The sequence below is a fragment of the Shewanella sp. 4t3-1-2LB genome, assembly GCF_017368415.1.
Lineage (GTDB): Bacteria > Pseudomonadota > Gammaproteobacteria > Enterobacterales > Shewanellaceae > Shewanella > Shewanella fodinae.
Genome location: NZ_JAFNJD010000060.1, coordinates 1 through 15539, shown reverse-complemented (window position 1 = coordinate 15539; position 15539 = coordinate 1). Strand labels below are relative to the sequence as shown.

Annotated in this window: 16 protein-coding genes; 6 read left to right on the top strand and 10 right to left on the bottom strand. The window is 47.3% G+C overall.

Annotated features, from left to right (window positions below):
- The coding region (locus tag J3L11_RS17440; RefSeq protein WP_207571793.1) for a methyl-accepting chemotaxis protein at positions 1-1876 on the top strand (1876 nt) is incomplete at its 5' end.
- A 53-nt stretch (positions 1877-1929) separates the two neighbouring features.
- On the opposite strand, the gene mtgA is transcribed toward J3L11_RS17440, so the two are convergent.
- The 3 genes from mtgA to J3L11_RS17425 all read right to left on the bottom strand — a co-directional run bounded on the left by mtgA (position 1930) and on the right by J3L11_RS17425 (position 4823).
- Entirely contained in the window at positions 1930-2637 is a 708-nt protein-coding gene (mtgA, locus tag J3L11_RS17435; protein ID WP_133037923.1) for a monofunctional biosynthetic peptidoglycan transglycosylase, read from the bottom strand.
- 100 nt (positions 2638-2737) lie between these two features.
- Positions 2738-3397 carry a response regulator transcription factor gene (locus J3L11_RS17430; protein WP_165900074.1) on the bottom strand — a complete coding sequence of 220 codons (660 nt, stop codon included), beginning with the start codon at positions 3395-3397 and terminating at the stop codon, positions 2738-2740.
- The gene (locus J3L11_RS17425) at positions 3387-4823 is read right to left on the bottom strand and encodes a PAS domain S-box protein (RefSeq protein WP_207571792.1); all 1437 of its coding nucleotides are present in this window, start codon (positions 4821-4823) and stop codon (positions 3387-3389) included. Before J3L11_RS17425 ends, J3L11_RS17430 begins: the two co-directional genes overlap by 11 nt.
- Positions 4824-5200: 377 nt before the next feature.
- Between J3L11_RS17425 and J3L11_RS17420 the strand changes: the two genes are divergently transcribed.
- From J3L11_RS17420 to J3L11_RS17410, 3 genes are read left to right on the top strand one after another with little or no spacing between them, the layout of a single operon-like run.
- The gene (locus J3L11_RS17420; RefSeq protein WP_133037926.1) at positions 5201-5560 is read left to right on the top strand and encodes a cytochrome c3 family protein; all 360 of its coding nucleotides are present in this window, start codon (positions 5201-5203) and stop codon (positions 5558-5560) included.
- A 24-nt stretch (positions 5561-5584) separates the two neighbouring features.
- Positions 5585-7111 carry an FAD-dependent oxidoreductase gene (locus J3L11_RS17415; RefSeq protein ID WP_207571791.1) on the top strand — a complete coding sequence of 509 codons (1527 nt, stop codon included), beginning with the start codon at positions 5585-5587 and terminating at the stop codon, positions 7109-7111.
- Positions 7112-7122: 11 nt separating this feature from the next.
- Complete coding sequence (locus J3L11_RS17410) at positions 7123-8019, top strand: transporter (RefSeq protein ID WP_189617993.1); 897 nt, start codon at positions 7123-7125, stop codon at positions 8017-8019.
- A 216-nt stretch (positions 8020-8235) separates the two neighbouring features.
- Here J3L11_RS17410 and J3L11_RS17405 read toward each other — a convergent pair whose 3' ends face one another.
- Together J3L11_RS17405 and J3L11_RS17400 are read right to left on the bottom strand one after the other, a co-directional pair.
- Positions 8236-10785 (bottom strand): EAL domain-containing protein, encoded by a 2550-nt coding sequence (locus J3L11_RS17405; protein ID WP_207571790.1) that lies wholly within the window; start codon positions 10783-10785, stop codon positions 8236-8238.
- A 200-nt stretch (positions 10786-10985) separates the two neighbouring features.
- Positions 10986-11408 carry a MarR family transcriptional regulator gene (locus J3L11_RS17400; RefSeq protein ID WP_133037930.1) on the bottom strand — a complete coding sequence of 141 codons (423 nt, stop codon included), beginning with the start codon at positions 11406-11408 and terminating at the stop codon, positions 10986-10988.
- Positions 11409-11506: 98 nt separating this feature from the next.
- On the opposite strand from J3L11_RS17400, the gene J3L11_RS17395 reads away from it, so the two are divergent.
- Positions 11507-11779, top strand: coding sequence for a DUF3861 domain-containing protein (locus J3L11_RS17395; protein WP_207571789.1), 273 nt, complete (start codon positions 11507-11509; stop codon positions 11777-11779).
- A gap of 565 nt (positions 11780-12344) precedes the next feature.
- Here the strand turns inward: J3L11_RS17395 and J3L11_RS17390 are convergent.
- From J3L11_RS17390 to J3L11_RS17370, 5 genes are all read right to left on the bottom strand, one after another.
- The gene (locus J3L11_RS17390) at positions 12345-12644 is read right to left on the bottom strand and encodes a hypothetical protein (protein ID WP_207571788.1); all 300 of its coding nucleotides are present in this window, start codon (positions 12642-12644) and stop codon (positions 12345-12347) included.
- Between the two features lie 63 nt (positions 12645-12707).
- Positions 12708-13223: a GNAT family N-acetyltransferase gene (locus tag J3L11_RS17385; RefSeq protein ID WP_207571787.1), complete on the bottom strand. Its 516-nt coding sequence runs from the start codon at positions 13221-13223 to the stop codon at positions 12708-12710.
- A 33-nt stretch (positions 13224-13256) separates the two neighbouring features.
- Positions 13257-13646: a carboxymuconolactone decarboxylase family protein gene (locus J3L11_RS17380; protein WP_133037934.1), complete on the bottom strand. Its 390-nt coding sequence runs from the start codon at positions 13644-13646 to the stop codon at positions 13257-13259.
- Between the two features lie 17 nt (positions 13647-13663).
- The gene (locus tag J3L11_RS17375; RefSeq protein ID WP_133037935.1) at positions 13664-13978 is read right to left on the bottom strand and encodes a pyrimidine/purine nucleoside phosphorylase; all 315 of its coding nucleotides are present in this window, start codon (positions 13976-13978) and stop codon (positions 13664-13666) included.
- Between the two features lie 170 nt (positions 13979-14148).
- Complete coding sequence (locus J3L11_RS17370) at positions 14149-14289, bottom strand: hypothetical protein (protein WP_165900077.1); 141 nt, start codon at positions 14287-14289, stop codon at positions 14149-14151.
- 389 nt (positions 14290-14678) lie between these two features.
- On the opposite strand from J3L11_RS17370, the gene J3L11_RS17365 reads away from it, so the two are divergent.
- Entirely contained in the window at positions 14679-14888 is a 210-nt protein-coding gene (locus J3L11_RS17365; protein WP_133037936.1) for a cold-shock protein, read from the top strand.
- Positions 14889-15539 lie beyond the last annotated feature (651 nt).

Below are 15539 nucleotides of genomic sequence, written 5' to 3'. Positions count from 1 at the left end.
GTCTAGGCTTCTTATTTTTTGTGTTGTTTCTATATTGTTAATATTAACCTTGATGGTAGCACTGTCATCTTATGTCATTCGTGATACTTCACTTTCAAATACCAAAAGAGAAGTAAGAGAATTATCCAATACCTTTGCGGTGGACAAAGGACAATGGATACTTGACAGAAAAAATGCGGTGCAAAGCCTGGCAAAAACCCTTGAACAGCATCTGGATGAATCTCCGGTGCCCTATCTGGTATTGATTCACGAAGCGATGCAATTCGGCTTGACCTCCATGGGAGATGAACAGGGTAATATGATCCGTCAGGATCCGTCTATTGTGACCCCGGGCTTCGATCCACGGGTGCGCCCCTGGTACAAAGGAGTGAAAAGTACAAATGCAATGTTTGTGACCAAGCCTTATGTCAGTGCTGCCATGAAAAAAATGGTAGTCACCATTGCCACGCCCATCAGGAAACACAATGCCTTTTATGGGGTAGCAACCGTAAATGTTGCCATTGATGAACTGACTGAAGCCGTACGCAAATTACACCTGCCAGGAAACGGCTACGGTATTTTATTTGATCATGATGGAACAATTATTAGTCATCCGGACGCCTCGTTCAACGGTAAACAGATGCGCGAGATCAATGACAGCTTTACCTCCTCTGAAATGAATTTAATGGCCAAGTCTGACGATTTATATGAGAAAAATATTAATGACTCTGAACAGCTGATATATGTTGTTAACCTGCCAAATACTGAATGGGCTTTAGCCTTCATTATGGATAAAGACATTATTATGAGTGAGGCATCAGGTCTGGCGTGGAAAATGATTGTTACCGGCATTATTTTCCTGGTTATATTTGCTTTTGCCTCATACATGGTCTTTAAATTTCAGTTCCAAGAATTAGAGAGTGTATCGACTGCACTGCAAAATATCGCCGAAGGTGAAGGTGATTTAACGGTCAGTATCAAGGTTAAAAACGAACAAGATGAAATTGGCAAACTGGCCAGTGGCTTCAACCGTTTCGTTGCAAGACTTCATGGCATGATTTCTAGAACCCGTGACATTGCAGAACGACTGCAAGAACAAGCTAAAACCACCACAACCTCCGCTGAAAATAACAGCCAGAATATCTCGGTGCAGCAGAATGAAGTCACCATGGTCGCCACCGCAGTGACCGAGATGGCAAGCGCTACCGAAGAGATTGCCAACAATGCTGAGCAAACCGCGAATACTGCCAAAGAAGCGGTACTGCTTACCGATGAAGGTAAACAGCAGGTGTTAAAAAGTCACTCATCGATTAATGGCCTCGCGACTGAGGTCGAACATGCCGGGGTCATCATCAAAGAACTGAATAACCAATCCCAGGCCATCAACAGCATATTGTTGACCATCAGCAACATCGCTGAGCAGACGAACCTACTGGCGCTTAATGCCGCCATCGAAGCGGCCAGAGCGGGAGAACAAGGTCGCGGATTCGCCGTAGTTGCCGATGAGGTGCGGGTGTTGTCGCAGAAAACTCATGCCTCCACCCAAGAAATACAAAACATGATTGAAACCTTGCAGCAAACCGCTTCGAAAGCGGTGGACTCAATGAACTCCAGTTACGGCCTCGCCGAAACCAGTGTGTCAGATGTTACTGTTGCCAGCACCAGTCTGGAGCATATCTCAGAAGCAATCACACGTATCTCTGACATGGCCAGTCAGATAGCCACTGCTGCCGAAGAACAGACATCAGTTACTGGCGAGATAAACCGTAATACAGAATCCATCAGAGAAGTTTCAGAGCATTTATCCGATGAAGCGGTAGATGCCACTGGCAAAGCCCAGCAACTTGCGGTGCTTGCCCAGTCATTACATCAAGAAGTGTCGCGCTTTAAACTGTAACAGTGCGTGTGCCAGATAGCGGATTGACCAATCCTTAATCCGCTATGTGTGACTCAATCTAGCTTTTGCAACGTTACCGGCCCCAACTGCTGCATCTGGGTGCTGATCCAGTCCGCCCGTTCAGCCATATAAGCGGATGGTGGGGTGATGCGGTAATGCCATGGATTCGGTAATATTGCCGCTAGCAACGCCGCTTCGTAACGACTCAGTCTGGCAGCGGGTTTGTGAAAATAATGGTGTGCGGCAGCATCGGCACCATAGATACCGGGCCCAAATTCCACCACATTGAGATAGACTTCCAAAATCCGTTGTTTGTCCCAACACAGTTCAAGTAACAGCGTAAACCAGGCTTCCAGTCCTTTACGCACAAAACTGCGCGAAGGCCACATAAAGAGATTTTTCGCCGTTTGCTGACTGATAGTACTGGCACCACGCAAACTATCACCTTTACGGGCATCGGCAATAGCATCGCTAATCTGTTTAAAATCAAAACCAAAGTGCTCCGGGAAACGCTGATCTTCGCTGGCGATCACCGCCAGTTGTAAGTTGCGGGAAATGGCAGAAAGCGGTTGCCATTGCTGCCGCACCTGGGTGATTTTTGCTGGCGGATCAATAGCCCGAGCTAAACGCCAACTCCAATAGGGCGGATCCACAAAACGCAGTAGCAGTACAGCAGTCAACGAAAGCAGCAACCACAGACACAACAGGCGCCAGAACCAGCGCCACAACCCTCGCCACCATCCGCTTCCGGCTGTCGCCATTAAAGAACTCCAGTTTCCCACTCATTAAGAGTGAAAAAGCTTATGCCGTTCATCGCTAGCTGGCAACAGTCAGGGTATAAGCTTTTAGGAACACAGCGGACTATCCGGCATTAGCATACTCAATGGCAAATTTGACCATCTGCGACGCGCACTGGAATCCTAATTTGTTTTTAATATTCTGCCGCACCGCATCAACAGTCTTGACACTCAGTCCTAAATTGACCGCAATTTCTTTGCTGGGGATCCCTTTGCCCACCATGGTAAAAATTTCTAGTTCTCGGTCTGTTAACGACTGAATGCCGAATGAAGTGGTTTGGTGATTGCGACCTTGATGTATGGCCTCACAGAGTAACGATTTCGTCATACGATCGCTGAGAAAAATGCCACCTTGCTGCAGTTTACGGATCGCAACAATCAAGGTATCTGGCGACTCACTCTTCATCAGATAACCTTTTGCACCGGCCCGTAACGCCCGTTCGGCATAGATCTCTTCCTGATGCATAGAAAAAACCAGCACGGCGATGCCGTTATCATGCTGCAGTATCGCTTTAACCAGTTCCAGACCATTTTGTTGATCCAGAGACAGGTCAACAATAGCCAGATCGACCTGGTGCAGGTTCAGTTGTTGCATCGCCGTTGCGGTATTCTCCGCCTGAGCACATACCCGTAAATCTGGACTCTGCTCGATTAGTCGAGAGATCCCTTCACGCACAATGGCATGATCATCCACCAGCATAATGTTGAGGGTATTAAGGTTCATGATTCTCTCCATTCTGGCTCGCAGTTGTTAATGGGACTTCACAGCTGATGCAGGTTCCCTGCGCACCGGTTGCAATTTTCAATTCGCCACCCATCATGGTGGCACGATACTGCATGATCTTGAGCCCCATCGCACCTCGACGCTGACTCACGTCCGCAATGCCACAGCCATTATCCTGAACCTCAAGCAATAGCCAGTGCCCTGTTTGTTCAAGCGTTATCCGCAATTGCGAGCACTGGCTGTATTTCATGGCATTACTGACCGCTTTGCTGGCAATGTTGAATAAATGGGCGCTGATCACTTCATCATTAATCAACACGCTTTGTGGCTGATGAAAAGTACAGGCAACCCCATAAAGTTCCTGTACGGATTGCTGCAAGGATGCTAAAACTCTGGTCAGCCCATCAGGCCCCTCTGGCACATGGCTGAGTCCTTGCAGCACGTTATACATGCGTTGGCGGGCGCGCCCGACTGTCTCAACGATTTTCCCCGCCAGTTCACTCAAGGGATCGCTGCGGCTTTGCAACTGATTTGCCATAGCACTAGCGAGGAACGACAAGCCCGTAAGTTCCTGCCCAACGCCATCGTGCAAATCGCTGCCAATGCGCCGCCGCTCACTGGTACTCAGTCGCAGTAACTCATGCTCCAGATCACGTTGTTCGGTAATATCGCGGGCGACCTGCACCACCCCACTCAATTCACCATTTTCTTCCAATACTGGATAGGCCGACACCTGCAGTAACCGTCCTTGGTTCTGCACTTCACCGAAGGCCGCCTGATGATTTTTAAAAACGCGATTTACCGGGCACTTATCGCAGGAATCCAGCTCATTGACACAAGGTTGCTGGGTTGGCATACATTCAGGAGCAGCATTGGAACGAGCATTTTTGTTGGCCCATAGAACATGATGCTCACGATCGTGAAATGTGACACGCTCAGAAATAACATCAAGAATTAGCTGTGCTTTTGACTCCGCTCGCTGGCATTCTTCACGGGCTAAGCGCTGCTCCGTGACATCGACGATTAAACAGTGGGTCTGAATAAAACGCCCATCAGTATCGTAGCGAACATTACCATGGACAATGACATAAATTTCACGTCCTGACTTGTGTTTTAATTTCCAAGGTTGATTACGAGCAAATCCATTACGTTTGAATCGGGGAAAAGTCACATTAACATGATATTCAATATCTTTCTTATCATATAAGAAAAATGAGAAAGGCTTCATATAAACCTCCTCACAGGAATATCCAGTTAATTCTGAAAAAGCATTATTAAAATCAATAATAGCTGCATTTTCATTCATGGACATATATGCCAAAGGAATATTATCAAACATCGCACGGTAACGTTCATGCGATATTAATAAATTATTATACTTATCCAGTAACGGCCCTTCATGATAAGAACTAGCAAGAATGCTCATACGTCCCCCAACGCCAGCTTTTGCATACGGCCATTTTAGCGTGGGATTAAGGCCCTGTCTGGTTTGACACCACTGACATTTGGGAGTCCAGTCACATATCTAAAATCTACCGCTGAGATTTTATTTTTGAGTACCGTGACATGTCCTAATTATTAATAGGTAATATTACCTATAATTTAGAATTAATTAAAAAATGATAATACATAACATACTGTTAAAAATAAAAATCATAAATCATAAAAAACAGCTTAGGTAATTTTACTTAGCAATCACTAGGTATTAAACATCTGGTTACTCAACTCAAACAAAATAAAATACCCATTGCAAAATAAAACTATGTCAAACCATTTTGCATCACCTAGAGAGGGTAAACCAAGATGAAATTAATCACTATCGCATTTTCTATGTCGCTATTGATATTAAGCGGCAGCAGTATTGCGCAAGCTCAGGAATTCCAGTGGCAAGCCTACCATTTAAAAAATGGCGTTAAATGCCAAAACTGCCATGGTGCTGATACACAAGCCGCTGTTAAAAACAGCAGTTGTCTGGCCTGTCATGGTTCTTATAACGAACTGGCCCAGAAAACTAAAGATATGCAACAGAACCCCCACATGAGTCCGCACTTTGAGAACCTGGAATGCAGCAGTTGCCACTCCAGCCATACCCAATTAACCAACTTCTGCCAGAACTGCCACGGTCCTATCGTCAGGGACGCCAAGTTCAGCAAAATCAAGTAATCCGGGCCATTGAGGGTGACATATATGAAAGCAACATTGAATAACGTATTTGCCCTAGGCATTTTGGCTCTTGCCTGCCAGACTGCTTATGGAAAAACCATTGAATACACTACTGATATTGCCGTTGTCGGTGGCGGCTCCGTGGGATTAGCAGCGGCCGTCACAGGTGCAGAAGCCGGTGCAAAAGTGATTGTAGTAGAAAAAAATCCTTACCTTGGCGGCAGTTCCAATTTCGCCGAAGGCTTGTTTGCAGTTGAAAGCGACTATCAACGCGCAAAATCTTATGGGCTCACCAGAGATCAAGCCTATGAACACATCATGGAATATTCTCATTTCAAAAACGATGGTGCCATCGAACGCGAATTTGTTGATGAATCGGCCGACAATCTGCGTTGGTTAAACAAACATGGTGTTGATTTTGAAGTGGTGCAGATTTCCCCTAAAGAACCGGAAACTTGGCATCTGATCAAAAACCGTGAGCATTTCGTGCATGGCGCAGCCCTGGTCACAGCGCTGCAGGAACATGCGGAAAAAGACGGGGTACAGTTTCTGATGCGTACCCCCGCCAACACCCTGATCTATGAAAACGGCAAAGTAACTGGCGTGAAAGCGAAGGATCACAAAGGCAATGACATTGTCATCCATGCCAAGGCGGTCATTATCGGTACTGGCGGTTTCGGCAACAGCCCGGAAAAAATCGACAAGTGGACCCACTTTGACGGTAAAGACTTCAAACCTACCCTGCCGCTAAACAAAACCGGTGATGGCATTGAGATGGGGCGTGAAATTGGTGCCGCCCACGAAGGTGAAACCTTAATGCTTCATCCTGGCACCGACGGGAAGGGCATTATTCCACTGGGTAACATCTATACCATGACCTGGCAACCCGCCAATATGTGGGTCAACGCCCACGGTAACCGTTTTGTAGACGAAACCGTGGCATTCAGTTTTGCTCATGCCGGTAATGCCATCGGTCGTCAGAAAGGTCATTACGCTTGGGCCATTTTTGATGATGCCGAGTTACAACACGCCAAGAATGATGGGGTTGATAATGGCGTAGGGGTATTGGTTCCGGTGATGACCAAGTTGAAAAACATCGATACCGAAATCAAAAACGCCCTGGCGGCTAACAGCGAAAGCTTCAAGTCAGCGAGCAGTATTGAACAGTTGGCCAAAGCGATTGATGTCCCTGTAGCCAATCTAAAACACGCATACGACAGCTACAATCTGGCCGCAACCACTCATTACGATGAAGCCTTCAATAAGGATCGCATGTGGACACGACCACTAAATCACGGTCACTTGTATGCGGTGAAGCTGATGCCGTATCACTTCACCTCTGTTGGTGGACTGCGCATCAATACTCAGATGTCCGTGGTGAATACTGATGATAACCCTATCAAAGGCTTGTATGCCGGTGGTAACGATGTAGGAGGTATTTACTCAGACACCTACACCTTGTGGGCCTCAGGACACGCATTTGGCTTCGCGACCTATTCTGGCCGCAAAGCAGCCCAAAATGCCCTTGAATATATCAAAACCGGTAAATGAGCGGAGACACTATGACTAAGTTAGCAGTTTTAGCTTCCGCCTTGGTGACTGCCAGTTTGTTCAGTAGCAGCGTACTGGCAACTGAAGGCGGTGGCGGTGTTTACCCGAACGGAGCCGAAGGCTATATGGCCGGAGCTTTGCCACCTGCAGGGCTGTACTATCAGAATTTTCTCAACCACTACACCGTTGACCGTCTGAACGATGCGGACGGTCACAACAGTGGCGTGAAAATCAACCTGCAGGCCAGCGCTGATGTATCGCGTTTTATCTACATGACACATTACCAACTGTTGGGGGCCGACTACGGCGTATATACCACTATTCCATTGGTACACATCAGTGGCTCTCTGCAAGCGGGGAGTACAGATATCAACTCCAGTGTCAGCGGGTTGGGCGATATTTCCTTCGCGCCCATCATGCTAGGCTGGCACTTTACCAACTGGCATTTTGGCGCAGCGCTGGAATTTACAGCGCCTACCGGTGAATACAACCAGTACCGCTTTGCCAATCCTGGCCGTAACTATTGGGTAACAACGCCAGTATTCGTTGCGACTTATCTGAATAATGGCTTCGAAGCTTCTGGCAAGTTTATGTACGATATCAACGCCAAAAACGATGATACCGACTATAAATCCGGTCAAGAATTCCACTTCGATTACGCGCTGGGCTACCATTTGGCAAACTACACGCTGGGAGTCGCTGGATACTATTACCAACAAACTACCGACGATAAAGTGGGCGGAGTTGTTTATCAAGATGGCTATAAAGGCAAAGCTTTTGCTATTGGCCCTGCGGTAAAAATCGATGGTCAAATGGGCTCTCTAGAATTGAGATACCAAAAAGAAGTGACGGCGGAAAACCGTCCCGAAGGGGACAAATTCTGGGTCAAAGTGACCTTACCGCTCTAGCCTTCATCCTTGTTCAAATTGTGTTGTGTTACGAAATCCGCTGTGGTTAACCACAGCGGATTTCCCCTCAAAAAGTCACCTTTTACGCTCTCAAGAACCGCAATGTCACGCTGGTAAATACTGCAAGTTGATACAGTTGCAAAAGCTATTGCCGCAACGCTTAAAGCAACGCACATCTGTCAGACATCATCAACCCTGCAATAGCGGCAGATCTTCTTAGTTCGTATTCTTGAAAAATGTTGCCATCAATCGCGTTATCGGCAGCGGTCTACTGAAGAAGAATCCCTGAAAATGACCACAGCCATGTTGTAACAGAAAATCTCGCTGCGCAGCCGTTTCTACCCCTTCAGCGATCACCTCTAGGGACAGAGAGCGGCAAATGCCTAGGATTGCCTCCACGATGGCCGCATCACCAGGGTTATCCGTCACATCTTTAACGAACGAGCGATCAATCTTGACCTGATCGACAGGCAGTTGTTTCAAATAGGCCAACGATGAATACCCAGTACCAAAATCGTCTAGGGCAAACTGCACGCCAGAGGCTTTCAACTGCAATATTTTCTGCTTAGCAGACTCGACATCCTGCAACACCGTACTTTCAGTCAACTCCAGTTTCAGGCGGTCAGCTCTGGCGCCAGAGGTTGCCAGCTCATGGAGCACTTCGGTAACGTAATTACTGCGTAAAAACTGACGAGCACTGACGTTAATAGCAATATACAGTGCTTGGGTTTGCGGCGACTGCTGCCAACTAACGAGTTGTCGGCATGCCTGCTGCAGCACCCATAACCCAATCTCATTGATGATCCCTGACTCTTCCGCTATCGGAATAAACTGCTCTGGCGACACCAGTTCACCTTGGGCATTTTGCCAGCGCAACAGCGCTTCCACCCCGAACATCGTGCCATGACTATCTACCTGCGGCTGGTAATAAAGCAGCAGTTCATGTTTCGGAATTGCTTGTTTTAATGCGTGTTCGATGTGACTACGGTAAGAGATGGCTTGCTGGATAGTCGCATCAAAAAACTGGATATTATTACGGCCACATGATTTAGCTTTGTTGAGCGCCATATCCACCTGCGTCAGCATTTCATCAATAGAGATGTCATCACCGCAGAAAATCGTAACACCGATGCTGACCGTCGCCATATGCCCAACAAGCAACAGATCAATATCAAACGGCTGCAATAACTGCGCTCGAACTTTTTGGGCCATTGCGGTAGCTTCGGTAACCGCAATACTGAATTCTGAAGCGAGGCCTTCTAGCAGGATCATAAATTCATCACCGCCGATACGTGCAAGAGTATCCTGTGTCGGCAATATTTGTTGAATGCGTTTGGCAACTTCGACCAAAAGCCGGTCGCCCACACTATGGCCCTGGGTGTCATTAAGCATTTTGAAATTGTCGAGATCCAACATCAACAGCGCATCATAACGACCGCTGCGAGCACTGTTGATGCGTGCTGTTTTCAAACGCTCCAGCAGCAATCTACGATTGGGCAGCGCTGTCAGCGGATCATAAAAAACCAGCGTACGGATTTGCTCTTCCGCCTGTTTGCGTTCAGTAATATCGCGCATGACTGCCACAAAATAAGTTTCGCCACTTTGCTGCCAACTGCTCAGCGACATCTCAATCTGCAATTCGTGACCAAGGCGATGATTTCCCACCACTTCACTGATGCGCCCTACATAAGCTGCTGAACGCCCCAACGTCAGCCCGCCACTGGCGAACCGCTGTGGTAGGTAGCGACTGGGGATCAAATTGGCTAAGGGTTTACCCACCATTTCATCTTCAAGATAGCCAAATAGCAACTCGGCAGCATGATTACAAAAGATCACGTCCCCCTGCTGATTAGCCTGCACTACCCCATCTTGTGCCACTTCAACCAACGTGCGGAATTTTGATTCACTTTCCTTCAGCGCGGCTTCCTTTTGCTTGATACGGGCAACCATCTGGTTGAACGCATGACCAATGCGGCTGAATTCACCGGGTAAGATTTCCAGTTGTGCTACTGGTGTTTTGCTGTCCCCCATGCTCTCAATGCCTTGGCTCAGCTTGGCAATCGGCCCAATAACATTGCGTTTAATCAATAGCAGAATCACCAGCAACAACAGCGCCGTAGAACAAAAAATCCACCAGAACTGCATGGTAAAAATATGCTGAACCCGCTGTGCCACAATCTCGCCGGGGATCTTAATACTGACAATGCCGCGCAAATTGCCCACCTGATAGTTGTAGGCAGAGTCGTAGTGCGCACGAATAGTCGCTGGTGCCGATGCCTTGGCACCGTGGCAGCTCAAGCAATAGGGCTCCACCCAGATCGGTCGAGCATAATGATAAAACGCTCGCCCTTTGACATCGGTGAAGGGGACAAACAACCGCTGCGCTTGCGGGTGTTGCTTAAAGTAGTCAATTGCCGTCTGTTCAACAGCATCTGCCTGGTGATCAGCATTACGAGGGACATCAGACACATTGTTGAATGAAAAACCGGATTGTTCCCAATGGGGGATATCCTTGGAGATCAATCCCAATGCGTGGGCGGGTAAGAAGCCTAACGTTTTATCCGTTAGTGGTAGGCCGCTTTCAAGAAACTGATGGTGGTAGACGCGGCGAGTCGCCATTAATACCGCCCGGATCCGCTCAGCTGACTGGAGTAGCTCCTCTTCTGACTCTCGCTGAATAAACCTATAAGTGGCGTATTGCAGAATAAAAAAACCTGCGACAAACACCGCCAGCACGGCAAATAATATTTTGCTGCTGAGTGACATTGACTGTGTCCTTGTCAAGCTAAGGCTGAAAAACACTAACGCTAATAAGGTTATTTTGCGGCCAGAAAGTCCAAAAATTCAACAAACAGCTAAGCTCTTTTAGCATAGTGCAAAACAGATCAAGTCACAGGTTGATATATTGTCATTTTTTCCAATTAAGACAGCAGGTTCCAACCGATACCCGGCAACATTTGTCAGCACTAATCCGCAGAGTGCAGATTCTCACGCATCTGTTGCAGTACCTCATCTAGCTGTTGCAGTTGTGATGTGGAGATGCCTAACGTCATTTTGCTCACCACTTGCTGTTGTAACACGTCAGCCTGCGCCAGACAGGAAGCGCCTTTGGCCGTTAGTTGCAGTAATACACTACGGCGATCCTGCGGATGCGGGAGCTTCTGTAGCAGTCCTTGCTGCTCCATTTCAACCACCAAACGGGTGACCTGAGCCTTATCACGGTGCAGCTTCTGCGCTACTGACTGAGGGGTAATACCGTACCCCGCCCCCACTTGCCGCAGCACGCGAAAATATAGCAATGACATTTCTGGCAGCTCACGGTTAAACCGTTTTTGCAAGGCGGCTTTGTGCGATTCGAGCAACGCAAACAGGGATTGATTGATATTCATTGGTTGACTTTATCAACTAATCGGGATTTAATTGATTTTATCAACTAAATCTATAAAACAAAACTGTGACGGTGACGAATCACAGCGGGAATTTTTCTATGGCGCACCAATATCGTATCACTGTCGAAAAAATGGTAGGCAATACCGCAGTGCAACAGATGAGCTTTGATACCACTAACCATGACGACATCTTTGCTATTCTGGACAAAGTAGATGATCGCTTGGGTTTCAGCCATGAACAAACCCAAGGTTTTATCGTGGGTTTGAAACTGTTTAGCGAAGTGATGCTGGCAGAACGTCAACATCCGCTGTTCAGCGAATTTGGCCCACAATTAAAACTATTTATGAAAAAACTAAAATCTGGGCGCTGAGTTACAGCGCCAACACCGTCTGCAACTGAATGCTGCAAGTTGCCACTCGGTCATCTCTGAAGCTCCCCGACTACGTTATCGATAACCTGCCCAATAAAGCGGTCGTCCAGCCCGGTTGCTCATTAGTTGATTCGCTCGCCATCAACCGGCCAACTACCGATAATTTCGGCCCCACCAGCAACAACACCATCTAAGAGTTAATCTAGACAAAGCCCCCTGCTCTGCAATCAGCCGCAGGGGCCAAGCGGCAACCGCTATATCGTCACAATAAAAGGCCACAGATGGCTTACTGTCAGCGATGTGAGCCGATGTCATAGGTAAGAAATGTAGCCACCAAGCGGTGATGAACTCGCCGCGACCGGTAATGGTGGGAGATTGCGCCAACGGCACTCAACACGATTGCCGCTAATTTCAGCGACCCAACCACACCGCAGTATGCCAATAGTCGCAACAGCGCTGGAACCGTTCGCTATTCATGGTGGAAATTATGTGTCCTGAACCCCAAGCGCTGGCGAATGTTTTACATACAGTGCGGGTGTTGAGCCGCAATAGTGTAAGCTTCAAATTACTCAAGCGATGCTCGGCGCACCTTGTCGTTGCTGTCAAACTCAATCACACAACGATAATACCCTAAGGTGTAAGGGCTATCGGCCACAAGGCGACTACCATCGTTCAACGACTGCACGGACAGGCGTAAAAATTCACCGGTTGCGAGTTGTCTAAGCACTGAGGTTTTACTGACGCCAGGAGTAAAATTGCCGCAGAGAAAAACTACCTCATTCCGCGCTTCTCGCCAGACAAACAACCCGGTGAGTAACCAAGCAATCACCAGTAATGCGGCCACGATCAAAACAGCCTTTTTCATAGAAGCGTTCACAGGGCTTATCTCATTGAAATTATTATGGCTTAATTTAGAAAGCTTGCCTGATTACACAGCCTGTTCAACGATTGCTGGCAAGCCTACGCGCTGACTGCGACGTTCCATAAAGGCAACATCGCGCCAGACCCCATGCAACTGTCCGAGTTTTTCACGGATCCCCAGCAGTTTAAAACCATACTTTTGGTGCAGCGCAATACTGGCAAGGTTTTCACTGAAAATCCCAGCTTGTAAGGTCCAGAAACCAGCCGCTTCCGAATCATCGATAAGACGGTGCATCAAAGCCGACCCCACACCGCGCTGTTTAGCTTCATTAGCCACATAGATGCTGACTTCCGCAACTCCGGCATATACTGGCCGCGCCGATACTGCAGACAGCGCCGCCCACCCCAGTATGTTGTCACCAGATACGGCCACCAGCCGACACTGTGGCAGCATGGAGCCGTCCCACTCTTGCCAGCTTTTGTTGGCGACCTGAAATGTCGCTTGGCCACTGGCAATACCTTGCTGATAAATGGCACTGACGGCTGGAAAATCTGCCTCAGTAAACGCCCTGACTGCTAACATGAAGACTCCCCGCGACCACAATATACTGCGGCGTTATTCAGACTGTTCCTGCTGCCATTGTTCAATCACCTCTTTTGCGGCGCGGAAGGCTTCGATCCCAGCGGGCACTCCGCAATAAACGGTGGTCTGCAGCAATACATCCTGAATTTCGGCAACACTACACCCATTACGCAATGCCCCGCGCACATGCACTTTAATCTCTTCGCTAGCGCGTAACGCCACCAGTGTTGCGATGGTGATCAGACTGCGAGTCCGAGGAGGGATCACTTCGCTGCTCCAGATTTCTCCCCAACAATTGGCGGTGATCAGCGCTTGCAGCGGTCGAGTGAAATCAGTGGCATTTTTCAGCGAGTTATCAACATAAGCATCCCCCAGCACTGCCCGCCGTATCGCTAACCCTTGGGTATATTTATCCTGTGCCATTGTTTGCTCTCCATCGATTATTTCAGATAAGAGCAGCAATAATCGGTGACACTGTGCACTTTTAATGAAAAGCGGCTGTTACCCGGTACTGCAAACTGCTCACCCGCCGTTACGGTTAACCACTGGTCGCTACCGGGTAGCAGCACATCCAGTGCTCCGGCCTGGATCTGCATCAGTTCTGGCGCATCGGTGCCAAACTGATATTCCCCCGGCAGCATGATGCCCAGGGTTTTGACTGAACCATCCGCAAATGTCAGCTTGCGACTGGTCACTTTGCCATCAAAATAGATATTGGCTTTTTTCGCCACGGTGACTTGCTGAAACTCTGCCATATAAACCTCTTAAACCGGGGGTAGACTCACCAGCATTTATCGATGAAAAATTCGATTTTGCGCCAAGTTCTTCAGCATGAACAGTGCTTTTGTTGCGTTAACGTTAAAAAATATTCCACATGTTAAACGACAACACCTGTCACATGTTCGTCAGCGGTAGCACAGCGCCTTTACGCAATCGACTTACCATTGGCGGTGACATTCAACACCCCGTTTGTACCAAGTTTCAACACTATCCCGACTGCGTAACCACTGCCCACCAGTAAAAAGCTGTATTGGTCTTTTAAGACAGCATTGGTATTGCTAGGCATGTTGAACTTTGCTGTATAAATTTCATTCACTAATATATGGTAGCCACATCATTGAAATGCCAGTGATACCATGCTCGCATAATTCCTTGCTAATTCTTCATACCTTTTTGATATTGCAAGATAATGTCTCATTCGAGCAAAGTTGTTTAGCTCACGGAACGATCCCATAGACACTCACACAATTCCGCTGCCACTATCAAATAGTAATAGACAGCACCGGTCATTCCCTGTACAGTGACCGCAGCTGAAAATAGAGCCTCAAATTTAAAACCTACATTACGTGCATTATTCATAATATTCCGTCCTGCAGTTTCTAAGTGTCAGTCTAAATTTTAAAAGCTATGATCGCCTTCATAGGCACTAAATTATTAAATATTCAGGATATTATTATGTCTAATACCACTACCGGCACTGTAAAATGGTTTAACGAAGCAAAAGGTTTTGGCTTTATTGAGCAAAAATCTGGCCCAGACGTATTCGCACATTATCGCGAAATCACTGGCGCAGGATTCAAAACCCTCGCCGAAGGTCAGGCAGTACAATTTACTGTGACTGATGGACCCAAAGGTCCTCAAGCAACCAATATCATGGCTATCTAGCCCAAAGGTTAGATAGAGAAAAAGCAAGCCTATTCGGCTTGCTTTTTTATACATAAAAAATGCGTGAACCTATGATTTTATTAGCGCACTGCATCAAACAACGGTGCTTAAAGCAAATGTGCATCTCAGCACAATAGTTAACACCTACCTATTTTGGCTACAAAGAACAACCGCCTGTCCGAATTGCCACCCAATAACAGCGGCGAAAAAACCACGGTACCACCAGTCTTATATGTTACTCACTCGCACCCATTCAGATAATTTATGTGCTATTTCAATCTATTAAAATAGTTTACGTCTTTTAATTCTTTGTGCTCAGTATTGCCGAACATGTTCAGTTACAACGCTTATCCAGTCCTATAATTTTATTCTCCGTTGCCAGATGTTCCCGGGCAATGGTCTCTGCAATTTCCAATAGGAATGCGATACGCGCCAGATTGGATATTTTTTTTGCAGCCTCATCGGTTATTGTTTGCTGACCAGATGTAAAAGGTTGTTCTTTTGTCGTTGATTGCTGTAACTCACAGGGTGGGATCATACTTTGTTAACAGCATGGAACTTATCGATATCAGCATGATCTGATCAGGCATGTTATTCTACTCAGCCTAATCCATGTCCTTGTTTGACCATTTGAAACTCATTGAAGACCCA

Bases quoted from the DNA above. Each gene is read 5' to 3' on its own strand.
- J3L11_RS17405 (WP_207571790.1), bottom strand. From the start codon at position 10,785: ATGTCACTCAGCAGCAAAATATTATTTGCCGTGCTGGCGGTGTTTGTC.
- J3L11_RS17365 (WP_133037936.1), top strand. From the start codon at position 14,679: ATGTCTAATACCACTACCGGCACTGTAAAATGGTTTAACGAAGCAAAA.
- J3L11_RS17400 (WP_133037930.1), bottom strand. From the start codon at position 11,408: ATGAATATCAATCAATCCCTGTTTGCGTTGCTCGAATCGCACAAAGCC.
- J3L11_RS17425 (WP_207571792.1), bottom strand. From the start codon at position 4,823: ATGAGCATTCTTGCTAGTTCTTATCATGAAGGGCCGTTACTGGATAAG.
- J3L11_RS17380 (WP_133037934.1), bottom strand. From the start codon at position 13,646: ATGGCACAGGATAAATATACCCAAGGGTTAGCGATACGGCGGGCAGTG.
- J3L11_RS17385 (WP_207571787.1), bottom strand. From the start codon at position 13,223: ATGTTAGCAGTCAGGGCGTTTACTGAGGCAGATTTTCCAGCCGTCAGT.
- J3L11_RS17375 (WP_133037935.1), bottom strand. From the start codon at position 13,978: ATGGCAGAGTTTCAGCAAGTCACCGTGGCGAAAAAAGCCAATATCTAT.
- J3L11_RS17415 (WP_207571791.1), top strand. From the start codon at position 5,585: ATGAAAGCAACATTGAATAACGTATTTGCCCTAGGCATTTTGGCTCTT.
- J3L11_RS17395 (WP_207571789.1), top strand. From the start codon at position 11,507: ATGGCGCACCAATATCGTATCACTGTCGAAAAAATGGTAGGCAATACC.
- mtgA (WP_133037923.1), bottom strand. From the start codon at position 2,637: ATGGCGACAGCCGGAAGCGGATGGTGGCGAGGGTTGTGGCGCTGGTTC.
- J3L11_RS17430 (WP_165900074.1), bottom strand. From the start codon at position 3,397: ATGAACCTTAATACCCTCAACATTATGCTGGTGGATGATCATGCCATT.
- J3L11_RS17420 (WP_133037926.1), top strand. From the start codon at position 5,201: ATGAAATTAATCACTATCGCATTTTCTATGTCGCTATTGATATTAAGC.
- J3L11_RS17390 (WP_207571788.1), bottom strand. From the start codon at position 12,644: ATGAAAAAGGCTGTTTTGATCGTGGCCGCATTACTGGTGATTGCTTGG.
- J3L11_RS17410 (WP_189617993.1), top strand. From the start codon at position 7,123: ATGACTAAGTTAGCAGTTTTAGCTTCCGCCTTGGTGACTGCCAGTTTG.
- J3L11_RS17370 (WP_165900077.1), bottom strand. From the start codon at position 14,289: ATGCCTAGCAATACCAATGCTGTCTTAAAAGACCAATACAGCTTTTTA.